Genomic DNA, 13,320 nt, shown 5'->3' on the forward strand with positions numbered 1-13,320 from the left:
ATTAGAAACTCACTTTGAAACCAGCGTTATATGTGCGTGTAAGCGGATAGCCCATGTAACCCATGTTTTCAGGATCGCCCCAGATAGAGTTCTTGCTCCATGTATACAGATTGAATCCATTCGCATAGATGCGAACCGAACCAATGCCCGCTTTTGAAAGAATTCCTTTTTGGAATGTATAACCAACCTCAAGGTTTTTCAAACGCACGTAAGAAGTGTTGAGGTGGAAATATGTGTTTCCTCCAATTTGTTTCGAAGGGTTCGGAGCGGAAGCCTGCCGATTATAAGCAGCTATCGGAAAATCGATCTTCTGACCAGCGTTATAACGGTCAAGTGTAAAGCGGCTCCAATCTACAGCAAACAATGCTTCTGTTGTACCATTGAAATGCAGGTTTGTTGACGGCATTGGATCTGCCGCTACGCCGCCCGCTCCTTGAAACAATACGGAGAAATCCCATCCTTTATAATTAAATCCAAATGAAACGCCATAAGTATATCGAGGTATGGATGTGTAACCGTTTCTTACGTAATCCTTGTTATCGATCACACCATCATAGTTAATATCTTTCATCTTTATATCACCGGGTTGCAAAGCCGCCGTACCGAATGAAAGATCTCTTTCAAGAACAGTCTGTCCGCCAGGGTTCGTATAGGTTTTACCATCTGCATTTTTTGCAGCAACCGGTTGTGAAAGAATCGGGTTGCCAGCCGCATCTACAGCGTACAATTGTGACCATGAAGTGTACAAACCATCCGCCTGCAGATATAAATTTGTGTTGATTGGCTTGCCTGTCTGAGACTGGTACTCAAGACCCGGTACGATCGGTTCATCGCGGAAAACGATCTTATTCTGGTTGTTGGAAATATTGGCTTTTACCCAATAATTGAATTTGCGTCCAACTTTATCGTTGTAGGTAATTTCCAGCTCATTACCCCAGTTTTGCGTTTCTCCTAAGTTGTAAGGAGGCAAACTTGCAGCAACGATGCCCGGCACTGTTCCTCTGTATGAAAGGATATCTGTTCTATGTTCATTATAATAATCGTAAGTGATACCCAGCTTGTCTTTAAAGAACTTAGCTTCAAAGCCAATATTCATTTTTCTTGATGTTTCCCAGGTTACATTAGGGTTACCAAGTGTACTTTCATAAGCGCTTCTTATTTTGTTACGGTTAGATCCGTTTACACCAAAATAGTAACCGCCCATATCACCGCCGCCGTAGCCCCATACATCGGGTAAATACAGGTAGCGAGCCTCAGTCGTGGTACCAGGAATATAAATTTTATCATTACCTACATAACCAAGCGATCCTCTCACCTTCAGGTAAGTAACAATTTGGTTTTGCGGCCAGAAAGATTCGTTACTTGCTACCCATCCAAGTGAGTATGCCGGAAGGAAGCCAAATCTTTGACCTTCAGGGAAGTTCTCAGATCCGTTGTAACCCATGTTATACTCTGCAAGGTATTTGCCTTTATAGCCATAAGCAACCCTGCCCACAATACCCTCGTATGCGTGCGGAAGATCATAAGCCAATTTTGGATCGAACTTCTTTTCAGCGTTAGCCATCAACAAAGCTGTAACTGAATGATCGCCGAAAGTGCGGTTATAGTTGATAGCAAACTCTGCATACCACTTGCGCCACTTTTCTTTGTACGCGTTGGCAAATCTTTGCGAAGGTTGCTCATTATTCAACTGCACCCAGATCGGATCCAAAACGTTGCCGTTGGGATTTTGGCGCACCGCCCATTTTACCGGGAAAGATGTTCCCCTTGCAGTATTAGCAAAGTAACTGTCGTATGCAGCTCTGCCACTTACAGAAAGCCCTTTCGTAATAAAGTCCAGCTTGTGTACTATGCGAACAGCAGAATTGAGTGTACTGTTATTAGTAAGTGCGTACGAGTTACGCATTGACAAACTCCATAACGGGTTAAACTGTTCTGCATCACGCTGCCAGATAAATGCAAACTTGCCATCAATATAACCAGGAGAGCCCATCGGATTCGTCCACATCAAATTCTTCTCATAGTTATAGTTGTCATTGTCCATACCTGTAACCTGAACGAACTGGGTTCCCAGATCCACCGATACTTTCAAATTTTCATTTACATCAAAATCAAAGTTGCCTCTCAGGTTGTAACGGTCTTTTCTGTAGTCCATCTCCTTAGAGAAAGGCATATAATCTGTTTTGAACAAACCACCCTGTGTGAGGTAACCACCGGAAATGAAATATTTCACACCTTTGGTTCCACCAGTGATGTTGATATTTGCCTGCGTTTGAGGTGCATACTTTTTGTAGATCTGGCTTTGCCAATCCTGGTCAGGATGGAAATACGGATCATACCACGGATTTTTTGTTCCGTCAGCCAGCGTGGGTGTATGTGCATTTTGGTAATACTTCAAATCGTTGTCCGAGTATTGCGGCTTATAACCGGTAGGTCCCGGATCATTTCTTTTCGCTACAAACTTTGACCAGCCATCAGCCTGACCCACGATATCCGGATCGTTGGCATGTTGTTGCCAGTATGTTTCAAATATCTGCTCGTTTCTCAACGTTGCATACTGTGGAGAGTTAACATACTTAGGCATGTTAAGGAAACTTACAGCAGCTGTTTGAAAAGTAGCGCTCACTTTAGGTGCACCTTCCTTACCACGTTTTGTGGTAATAAGAATTACACCATTTGCACCACGTACGCCAAATACGGCAGTAGCAGACGCATCTTTAAGAATACTGAGTGTTTCTATTTCATTGGGATCGATATCGTTATAAGTATCTCTTACAACTCCATCCACCATAACCAAAGGCGCTGTACTTGCGCTATAAGTGCTCACACCTCTGATGTATAGGTTCGCAGCATCTTCGCCCGGTTTACCGGAAGACTGCACGGAGATCAAGCCCGGTAAACGACCAGCAAGCGCATTACTGATGTTGGCAACAGGTGACTGAACGATTTCCTTAGAAGATATGGTACTGATAGATGCAGTTACGGATGCTTTTTTCTGTTGTCCATAACCTACTACCACTACTTCTTCCATTGCACTGTTCTGCGACATCAATGCAATTGAGAAATTTCTGTTGTTACCCACATACATTTCCTGTGGAAGGTAGCCGATCATTGATGCAACGATAACGGTGTTAGCGCCAGGCACAGTCAGTTTGAACATACCGTTCTTGTCTGTGATCGCGCCCTTTGCGGCACCTTTTACAAACACGCTTACGCCATCCAGCGGTTCGCCTTTTTGTGTGGTTACTTTACCGGAAATGTTCAAAGTAGTATCAACCGGCGCCTTTACCTCAACTACTTCTTCGGTATTTTTTATATTCAACGAAAGCATCAGGCTCTTCAGCTCTTCGTTGTTTGTGTAAATCACATATGCCTTCTTTAAAACTTTTTTGTACTTAAGTCCATAAGGCTTAAGGAGTTCGTCAAGAAAAGCAGTAACGGTTTTGTACTTCGTTACGTTCATGGCAAGCGCAGCATCCGGCAAGACATTTGATTCGTAGACAAAGTCTACATCAAACGTTTTTCTTGCTTCCAGTAAAAGTTGGGAAATTGTTTTAGATTCCGAATTTGTTGGAGAATTGTGTTTCTGCTGACTGTACGCTATAGCATTCAATGCTGTTTGCGAATGCGCACTCATGACGTTGACCACAGACATGACGATGCCGAGCAGGAAAAACACTTTCCTGGGGTAGAGGCTCTTTTTCATACTTCTTTTTTGCGATCGTTAATTAATCAGTTTTGGTTTCTGTTTCAATTTTTCAGTGTGCCGGGAGCACACTGTGTTTTGGTTTGTTGTTGTTGCTGTTGTTGTTGTTATTGCCCGATGACGAGCGTTTTATTCTTGATTGTTATTTTCCTCTTAAGAATCACTTCCAGGACTTTGGCCATATCCTCTATATTACCTGCCCGCAGCTCTCCTGATATTTTTGCCTGCCATAAACTTGAGTCCGAAATTACAACGCTGTAACCATAGGTGTCCTGTATTAGCCTTGCAACTTCAGTCATTGACGTATAATTGAAGTGGAATTCGTTGCGTGCCCAGCCTGAATACATGTTGATTGTAGAGTCTGCATCCAGTTTTACTACGTCATTCTTGTTAACTACCGCTACTTCACCCGGCTTCATTACCACCGGTTGCTCCTTTTTATCGGCCTTGGATGAAGTAATAGCTTTTACGGCCAGCTGCACTTTTCCTTCCTCCAGTGCCACAGTCGACTGATCGTTTCTTGTATTTACATTGAACCTGGTTCCGAGTACTTCAATGTCTACGTCTTTGGTATGTACTATAAATATGTCTCCGGTGACCTTCTTTTTCGCCACAGTGAAGTAGGCCTCCCCTTCGATCCACACATTTCTTTTGCCGCTCTCTTTCCAAACCTTGGGAACTTTCAAAACGGAATTTGCGTTCAGCACCACGAAAGAACCGTCCGGTAAAGTAATGCGTTTTATTTCGCCGGAAAGCGTTTTTACTTCAGTCAGGTAAAGATTTCGATTTTCATATTGCAGAAATATCCAGATAGAGGTTGCCGCTATGAGTACGAAAGATGCCGCAACCAGCAGGGGTCTTAGCCAGACAATTCTCGTTTTCCCTTTCTGAATTGCAGCTTCAACCTTCAACCAGTTTTCAGTTTGTATTTCAGGGGAAACGGGCTCCTTTTTGAACTCAACCTTATTATTTCCTATCTTAAAAAACCCCGGCATTCTTGTGTTTTTATGTTATACAATGATTAAGACACATGACTTTTTCAGTCATACTCTTTGGGAGTAAAAATTTTTAACTTTTTTTTATTTGGGATAAAGCGTGCGTTGCGGTGATTAAATAAACCGAATTGACTGAATAAACTGAATGATTGATTTTCAATCTTGTACTATAACTTTCAACTATTCAGTTTATTCAGTCAATTCAGTTTATTCAGTTTATTTGTAATAAAGACTGCAGCCAAAAAAACAGCAAGCAGCTGCTCAGAACGCAGCCTGTTGAGTGCTTTTTGGATGAGGTTTAGAACTGACTGATAATTAACGTTCATTATCTCGGCGATCTGCTTGTACTCCATATCTTCATAATAGCGCAGGTAAATGGCTTCCTTCTGGCGGGCAGGTAGTTCGTTTAAAAGTGCGGCGAGTTTCGTATGCAGTGACTCTTCCGTTTCCTTTTCCACAATAATTTCTTCTACCGAAAAACAAATGTCAGGCTCTACCGACATTTTGATTTTCAATTCACGCAACTTTAAGGACCGCAGCTGGTTGAGTATCTGGCGACGAAGAACAGTGAAGAAATATGGTTTTACTTTTTCGAGGTTGCCTATAGAAGTTCGTTTGGTCCACATCTTTACAAAGAGTTCCTGCACGGCATCGTCAGCGAGGCCATTGTCATTCAATAACTTGGATGCATAATAATACAATCCATTAAAAAGCATTTTATGAATGTCGTTGAAGGCATCGGTATTTCCCGCCAGTGTATCGGTCCACCATTGTCGCAGTAGTTCAGTCTCTGATCTGGATTCCATTAGGCCGGCTAAAGATTTTGTATTTATACTTTTCGCATTACCAATCTCATATATATAATATTGCCTGAAAGATCGCATGAAGCTTTTTTCCCAGCTTTACCTATGAGCGCTCAAAAATAAACACTAAGTGTCGTATTTAAAGTGATTTACAAATTAAAACTGTTTTTTGTGGGCATGGGCGTTTTTAGTTGCTGGTTTTCAATCGAGTTGAGAGTTAAAGTGGGAAATCTCCGTATTCATACAGTTTGAAAGTCAGCACAATTTTATTTTCTTTGGAAACAAATTAGCCTACCCTAATGAAACTCCTTACCTTATTAATTCTTTTGCTAGTTACCATTTCAACTTTTTCTCAAATTAATCTCACCAAACTCGGCGCTCAAAATTTACCCAAACACCTGAAGTACGAGGGCCATATTATTAACGCGGTTAAATGGCTCGACAGGCTTGGTTTAAATTATGTGATCACGAGCGAAACAGGTGAAATCCCAACGAAGGGCAAAGACAACGATGGCCTGCGCGATGCTTATTTATATGCTTATCATTATGTTGTAAAAAACGACAGCACAAAGCTTGTATGGAGAATTTACGATTTTAGCGATGGCTGCGTTGTTGATCTCAATGTATACTTTGTTGATAAAACTTTTGCCGTAACAGATCTTGACAACAACGGACTTGCGGAGGTTTGGGTGATGTATAAAAACTCCTGTCATGGCGATGTGAGTCCTGTGCCTACAAAAATTATTATGTACGAAGGCAACAAAAAATATGCGCTAAGAGGGGAAAGCAAGGTACAGCTTTCAGGAAAAGATTATTACGGAGGCACTTACAAGCTGGATGACAATTTTAAAAATGGGAAAGCTGCCTTCAGGCAATATGCTGAGAATCTTTGGAACAAACACATTTTAGAAACATGGAACAGGTAAACAACAATTCTAACTCCTAATTCCTAATTTCACCTCACGGCTTATGTTCTTCAATAAAACTCCTCAGCTCTTTGCTAAGGTCAGCAAGAAGGGCTTCAAATTCAGCAAGATCATTATTTTTTTCAGAGGCTTCTCTTTTATACTTTGCAAGATGCTGCAAACAGGATGTATATTCTTCGCATAACGACCTGAACATACCATCTTGAGAATAAAGCTTTTCGATGCTTTGAGAGTGCATCGGAAAATCTTTCTTTACGACATTCATAAAGTGATCGCTAGACTCCAGCATTAATATCTTTTTTAATAATCGATTTCTAAATTAAATCATAAACACGCTACACGCTAGTGTTTACAATGGTTTACGGTTAAATGCGGAATTTGAAAAAGAGAAAGAACGCAGATTTTCATGATTGTCAAGATCTGTTATGATCAAAAAAAGCATACTCGCTAGATGCCTTTAAAACAGACATCTAGTTTAATAAAAATCCAAATAAGCATCACAATCATGATGATCTGCGTTCCCACCCCTTGGCACATTTTTTTGTGCGGGCTGAACAATTCCAAATTCCTGATGTTGTATCTATAATGACCGTATTAAAACAATAGGTTTCCAAGACCCTGACGTAGCATTTGTGCTACCGTATATCTATGCCCATGCAAAATGTATCCGATATATCCGATATGGGAGCACAAAAAATCTTGTACCTGTTTATTGATCTTTTTTGAAACAAATCGTTACATATGCAATCTCTAACTGCAACGTCAATAGTTCCAGGCATCGATGTCTTTGAACTACAATTGGAAAAAATATCATGCGACCCACTTTTTGCCGAAGCTGGCATTTTAAAAAAGTTTCTGAAATACATTGTATTGGAAACGCTGCATGGCCGCTCGAACTGCCTTAAAGAATATACTATAGCCACCAACGTACTTGGCAAACCGCTGGATTTCAAGCCACAGGAAAATGGCATTGTGCGCATACATGCCGGTCGATTGAGAAGAGCGCTGGATCACTACTATGAAACCGCGGGACAAAACGATGAGTTGATCATTTCCATACCTAAAGGAAAATACGTTCCTGATTTTTCAATGAGGGATGCTTTAACTCCGAACGAAGTTTTGCATACTATTATTGATGATACAGCAGCTGAACCGGAAACAGATTCTGCCATTGCAGTAGTGCCTTTGCTATGCGATGAAGAAAACCCGCTGACAAAACTTTTTATGAACGGCTTTTGCCTTCAGTTAAGCAACAACCTGATGGAAATAAAAGACTTCTATGTTATTTCTTATCAAACGATCAAAGGCATGGTAAATGCAGACAAGGACCTTCGCGACTTGCATCGAACGGTTGGATGCTGCTACATTGTATCTGGTTGTGTGCAATTGATAAATCATCACCTGAGAGTAACACTTCAACTTTTCATCGCAAAAACGGGACAACAGGTATGGTCAGAAATTTACGAGAGAGTGATGACCAAATCGAATGTTCTGCAAATTCAGGATGAGATAGTAAAGAAAATAATTCCTTCTATAAGCGAATCACTTTTACACTTTAAAGACAAAGGAGTGATTGCGAAAATGGAAGCGGTATAGAGAATGATTGAATAACTGAGTAACTGAATAACTGAACTTGCAAGTTCATCTTGCTTCAGATTTTCAGCTCCCCGTCTATTCAATGATTCATTAACTTAATCATTTACTTCTTACTCAACCCTTCAGTTATTCAGTTATTAAAAGAATACGCTATCCCGAACACAACGCCAAAGTCAAGCGTTCTGCTGCCTGCAACGGGAGGCTTGGAGTCGAAGTTGTTGTAGAAGCTCAGGGTGAGTTTAAAATCATCAAAAATTTCCCAGCTTAGATCTGTTGACCCATCGTAACGAAAACGGTCCTTCTGTGTGAGGCTGTAATAAAATGTTTGGCTGGTGAGCAAATTAATTTCAGGTTTGCTGAACCGGAAGAAATTAAATTCAAGTTGTCCGAACAACTCCGCTTGTGTTCCGGTCCTTACATCTTCTGTACTTTTTTCCTGGTTAAATACCATTCCCAATCTTCCCCACGCATACACACTTTTTCTTGTAAGAAACTTATTTCCTGCTCCTAAACCTTCCTGGTAACGCCGGCTGAGACCGAGCTCAAGATTGCGCTGATATGCAAGAAAAACCGAAGCGAACCATGTAGGACTAAAGTAATAATTGTCCTTCATGTAAATATCTTCACGATCACGGCTAAACGATGAGTCTGTAATGGTATAAATGCCGGATGCAGAAAATGTCAGCTCATTCTTTTTCGCGGTATAACTGAGCCTGGTATCAAAATTAAAGCGACCCAAATCACTTGATCTTGTAAAGCTATAGCCAACGCTTACGTTGCCCGAAAACCGCTGCAGCACTGTGCTTTCGTAAGGATATAGCACAGAGATATTTTCGAGCTGCAACTCTGTTGTATCATAACCACGGTTTATAAATATTTTGGTAGCTTCACTATCCGACAAAATTTTCCCGTAATAAACTTCACCTTTTATTGACTCGATTCGAAACACACGCGTACGTGCGGAAAGCGTTCTAATTTTGCGAAGCTGTATAGTAATATCATTTGCATCGTCGGGATCAAATGTCATTACGCCCAGCTTTATTTTTTTTACTTCACCCACAACCATACTGCCGTTTAAAAAATATACAGTATCACGCTGCGCATGCAAGTTGTTGCAAGCCACTATGAAAACAAATATGACGAATGCTAATCTTTTCATGTAGACCAACGGAATGCGTCCCTTATATTTTGATCATGAAAATAAACTCTATAGAAAAAGCAATAGCGCTTTACCGTAAACAGCTTTGGAATGTAACCGTAAAGTAAAATGCCCGACATTAATTAAACAATCTGCTTCTATTTTTGGTTTACTCTATATCCCAGGCAAACTCATTAACTGCTCTGCCAGTAATGTATTGCAGTTGAAAACTCATTTCCAACACAAACTGAAATTTTATGAATCCCTCACACACACATTCGCGACTCCTTTTATTATTTACAACTTTGCTACTCATTTGTTGCAGACTGTCTGCACAGGACGAAAAGCAAAAAAGCATGGAGATCTATGGCGCCATTATGACTGATGCAGGTTATAATTTTAACCAGATCCAGCCTGATTGGTATGATGTGATCCGTACAACGAAATTACCTTCTTACAAAAATCAATATGGCACTAACGGTAATGTTTATTTTTCTGTAAGGCAGACAAGACTTGGCTTTAAAAACTATTTCCCTACTGCATTGGGTGAATTGAAAACTACGTTTGAGTTTGAAATGTTTGGTACCGGCGTCGATGCGGGACAAACAACATTGAGGTTGCGCCACGCATATGCAGAGTTGGGAAAATTTGGAGTTGGTCAATACTGGAGTCCGTTTATGGATATAGACATATTTCCCAATACCTTGGAATACTGGGGACCAGTGGGAATGCCATTGTTCAGAAACATACAGATCCGTTATATGCCCATACAGGGAGATGACAAACTCACGTTCGCACTCGAAAGACCAGGCGCCAGTGCTGATCAGGGCCAGTACGCAGGCCGTGTAGAGTTGCAAGGCGTTAACCCAAGATTTCCGGTGCCCGATTTTTCTGCAGAATATCGAAAGGCATTCAAATGGGGGTACGTAGAGCTGGCGGGCATTCTGCGTTACATCAAATGGGAGGACCAGAATAATGATCAATATAATCTTAGTGGCGATGCTGTTGGCTGGGGACTTAATCTTACTTCAAATATTAAAGCGGGTAAGAACACAACTTTCCGCCTTGGAGTTGTTTACGGCGAAGGAATTGAAAACTATATGAACGATGCCCCGGTAGATATTGGCATCAAAAACAATCTCAGCAATCCCGTTACTCCTGTCTTGGGAAAAGCTCTTCCTGTTTTTGGTGTTACAGCGTTTGTTGATCACAACTGGAACGAAAAATTCAGCTCTTCTCTTGGCTATTCATCTGAAGACATCACCAACTCCGATGCGCAAGGCCCTAGTGAATTTCATATGGGACAATACGCAATAGGTAACCTCCTCTGGTATCCCGCAAAAAATGTAATGGCAGGAGTAGAACTGCAATGGGGCCGCAGGGAAAATAATTCAGACGGATTTTCGAGTACTATAACCAAGCTGCAGTTTTCATTTAAATACAATTTCTCCCAGGCATTTTACAGGAAGTAAGCGGTGAGTTTTAGGTAATAAGTTTTAAGTATGTGCGTGTTCAAATAAAATAAAAACCTCTCAATCAAATTATATTACAATGAAAAAATCATATCGTATTTGCAAAGTTGCCTTCTTCTTTCTGTTGACAATAATTGCAGGCAACACCATCGGTTTTGCGCAAACAAAAACAGATCTTTCAAAAGCAAACATAGAGCGTTTGCTTAATGAAGCTTACACCAAATTCAAAGATGTAAAGGAAGGCAAGAATGCAGACTACATCAAGGAATTGGCAAATGTTGATCCTAATATTTTCGGCATCGCATTGGTTACCACAGATGGCACTGTGTACACGAAGGGTGATATCTCTTCTATGGTTTCTATACAAAGTGTGTCGAAAGTTTTCGTAATGGCTCAGGTACTTGAAGAACTGGGCCCGCAAGCCGTTCAGGATAAAATAGGCGTAGATGCAACTGGCATGCGCTTCAATTCAATTGTTGCTGTTGAATTGCAAAAAGGGAAAGAGATCAACCCGATGGTAAACCCCGGAGCTATAGCGGCAACAAGCCTTGTAGCCGGTGCCGACTCTGCAGCAAAATGGAAAAGCATTCTTCAAAAACAAAGCGATTTCGCAGGACGTCAGTTAACGGTTAATCAACCTGTTTATATAAGCGAAGCAGGAGACAATCTTCGCAACCAGGCAATAGCGCATTTGCTGCTTGCATATGGACGCATGTACTTTGACCCTGTACAGTCAACAGATATTTATACAAAACAATGCGCTATCAATGTAAATGCAAAGGACCTTGCCACAATGGCGGCAACGCTTGCAAACGGCGGCATTAATCCTGTTACAAAGAAAAAAGTTGTTACGCCGCAAACGGTGCAATACACATTACCGGTAATGGCTACAGCGGGGTTGTACGATGATTCCGGTATTTGGTATTACAACTCGGGACTGCCGGCCAAAAGTGGTGTTGGTGGTGGTTTACTCGCTGTTTGCCCAGGCAAATTCGGTATTGCAGTTGTATCTCCCCCACTTGACGCAGCAGGCAATAGCGTGAAGGCGCAAAAAGTGATCAAATATGTAGTGGACCAACTGAAGGTTGATCCGTTTTTGATCGAACCAAAGAAGTAATTAATGATTAACAATTAATAGGGCGGCAGTCTCTACATTATTCGGACACACAATAGTTGATAAAAGACGATAAACGATACCTTATTAATTCTTAATTATTAATTATTAATAGGCCCTCGTCAATCATCCAAACAATGCATGAACATGACTATAAAACGTGCTCTTATAAAAGCGTTTCTTATCCTGGCAATATCCTTATTGGGCTTGTCTACTCATTTGTTTGCACAAAACGACACACCTGTGCTTGACAGTCAATTGAACGGAACTTTCCAAATTAAGCGGGGACCAGTCATCAATGATACCGCGTACAAAAATTACGCAAGTGGTGAATTTACACCGGGACGTGGTTTTGATTTGGTGAGAACAAAATTCGGAGCGCTTAACATTAGTATTTATGCGATGGCCCGTTACCTGAATCAAATGCCGGGCACACAAACATGGCAGGACCATTTAGGAAAGTCGCATGATTTCACAGGTCGAAACGATTTCTACTGGCACCGTAGCATGATCTGGTTTTCAGGTTGGGTGGGCACACCGAAGTTTACTTATGCAGCCACAGTGTGGACAGTGTTTACCACACAACAAACACTTATCTATGGTAACATGCAGTACAGGGTGAACAGCCATCTTCGCTTCGGCTTAGGTGTTGGCCCCAATCTTTCAGTTCGTTCCATGCAGGGGAGCTTTCCTTTCTATTCATCAACGGATAGAACCATGGGGGAAGACGCATTACGAGGAGGTTTTACGCATGGCTTCTGGATCACAGGAGAAGTTGTTCCGAAACTTTATTACACCGTAATGTTTGGCAATAACCTGAGCACACTTGGCATTCAGGCTTCCAAACTTACACGAAACCTTGCAAAAAGTGCATCAATCTGGTGGATGCCTACAACAGGCGAATTTGGCCCACGTGGAGGAATCGGCGATTTTGAAAATCACGAAGAAGTCGCCACTCGTTTCGGAGCATCTTATGTAAATAGCCGGGAAGACAGATTTAACAATATAGGCACACCTTCTCCGGACAATACACAAATAAGAATGACCGACGGGGTGTTGTTTTTTGAAACAGGGGCCTTGGCTGAAGGTGTAACTGTAGACAACGCAACGTACAATATGTTTTCTATTGACGCAGGTGTTAAGTACCGTGGCTTCAACCTTCAGGCAGAATTTTACGGAAGAAAACTTTCAAAATTCGCTGCAGACGGTCCGCTACCACTTAGCGAACTAAATGATTTTGGCTACAGCCTGCAGGTAAACAAAATGATCATTCCACAGAAATTGATGCTGTATGGAGCGCACTCCTACTTCTTTGATGAATTCAAAAGACATCCATGGGAAGCTGGTGGAGGCATCAATTTATATCCTTTCAAAAATCGCAGCTGGCGCCTTAACGGACAAGTGATGTATGTATATAAAACAGCTGCCGGTGGTACGTTTGGATTGTATACTGCCGGGCAAACAGGCACTACCATTACGTTTGGAAGTGATATTCTTTTGTAGTGAAACAACCAGAGGCTGATAGATACATTTGCGGCTCGCATCGTCATTGCGAGCCACAGCACGTAAT

The 13,320-nt window shown here is 41.4% G+C and carries 10 protein-coding genes; 5 read left to right on the forward strand and 5 right to left on the reverse strand.

Going from position 1 to position 13,320, the window contains the following annotated elements; all coding sequences use genetic code 11:
* Window position 1 precedes the first annotated feature (1 nt).
* From QJ048_RS00975 to QJ048_RS00985, 3 genes are all read right to left on the reverse strand, one after another.
* Window positions 2-3,706, reverse strand: coding sequence for a SusC/RagA family TonB-linked outer membrane protein (locus QJ048_RS00975; RefSeq protein WP_282332439.1), 3,705 nt, complete (start codon window positions 3,704-3,706; stop codon window positions 2-4).
* Between the two features lie 107 nt (window positions 3,707-3,813).
* Window positions 3,814-4,701 carry a FecR family protein gene (locus QJ048_RS00980; protein WP_282332440.1) on the reverse strand — a complete coding sequence of 296 codons (888 nt, stop codon included), beginning with the start codon at window positions 4,699-4,701 and terminating at the stop codon, window positions 3,814-3,816.
* 197 nt (window positions 4,702-4,898) lie between these two features.
* Entirely contained in the window at window positions 4,899-5,507 is a 609-nt protein-coding gene (locus QJ048_RS00985; protein ID WP_282332441.1) for an RNA polymerase sigma factor, read from the reverse strand.
* Window positions 5,508-5,803: 296 nt separating this feature from the next.
* Here QJ048_RS00985 and QJ048_RS00990 point away from each other — a divergent pair, with 296 nt between their 5' ends.
* The gene (locus QJ048_RS00990; protein WP_282332442.1) at window positions 5,804-6,430 is read left to right on the forward strand and encodes a M949_RS01915 family surface polysaccharide biosynthesis protein; all 627 of its coding nucleotides are present in this window, start codon (window positions 5,804-5,806) and stop codon (window positions 6,428-6,430) included.
* A gap of 34 nt (window positions 6,431-6,464) precedes the next feature.
* Here the strand turns inward: QJ048_RS00990 and QJ048_RS00995 are convergent, their stop codons facing one another.
* On the reverse strand, window positions 6,465-6,719 hold the full coding sequence (locus tag QJ048_RS00995; RefSeq protein WP_282332443.1) for a hypothetical protein: 255 nt from the start codon (window positions 6,717-6,719) through the stop codon (window positions 6,465-6,467).
* A 452-nt stretch (window positions 6,720-7,171) separates the two neighbouring features.
* On the opposite strand from QJ048_RS00995, the gene QJ048_RS01000 reads away from it, so the two are divergent.
* Window positions 7,172-8,026, forward strand: coding sequence for a hypothetical protein (locus tag QJ048_RS01000; protein WP_282332444.1), 855 nt, complete (start codon window positions 7,172-7,174; stop codon window positions 8,024-8,026).
* A gap of 130 nt (window positions 8,027-8,156) precedes the next feature.
* On the opposite strand, the gene QJ048_RS01005 is transcribed toward QJ048_RS01000, so the two are convergent.
* Window positions 8,157-9,185: a DUF481 domain-containing protein gene (locus QJ048_RS01005; protein WP_282332445.1), complete on the reverse strand. Its 1,029-nt coding sequence runs from the start codon at window positions 9,183-9,185 to the stop codon at window positions 8,157-8,159.
* Between the two features lie 236 nt (window positions 9,186-9,421).
* On the opposite strand from QJ048_RS01005, the gene QJ048_RS01010 reads away from it, so the two are divergent.
* The 3 genes from QJ048_RS01010 (at window position 9,422) to QJ048_RS01020 (ending at window position 13,253) form a co-directional block, all read left to right on the forward strand.
* Complete coding sequence (locus tag QJ048_RS01010) at window positions 9,422-10,636, forward strand: DcaP family trimeric outer membrane transporter (RefSeq protein ID WP_282332446.1); 1,215 nt, start codon at window positions 9,422-9,424, stop codon at window positions 10,634-10,636.
* Window positions 10,637-10,715: 79 nt separating this feature from the next.
* The gene (glsA, locus tag QJ048_RS01015) at window positions 10,716-11,753 is read left to right on the forward strand and encodes a glutaminase A (RefSeq protein ID WP_282332447.1); all 1,038 of its coding nucleotides are present in this window, start codon (window positions 10,716-10,718) and stop codon (window positions 11,751-11,753) included.
* A 144-nt stretch (window positions 11,754-11,897) separates the two neighbouring features.
* Window positions 11,898-13,253 (forward strand): hypothetical protein, encoded by a 1,356-nt coding sequence (locus QJ048_RS01020; RefSeq protein WP_282332448.1) that lies wholly within the window; start codon window positions 11,898-11,900, stop codon window positions 13,251-13,253.
* The last annotated feature ends 67 nt before the right edge of the window (window positions 13,254-13,320 follow it).

Source organism: Pinibacter soli (assembly GCF_029961145.1).
GTDB classification, from domain to species: Bacteria; Bacteroidota; Bacteroidia; order Chitinophagales; family Chitinophagaceae; genus Pinibacter; species Pinibacter soli.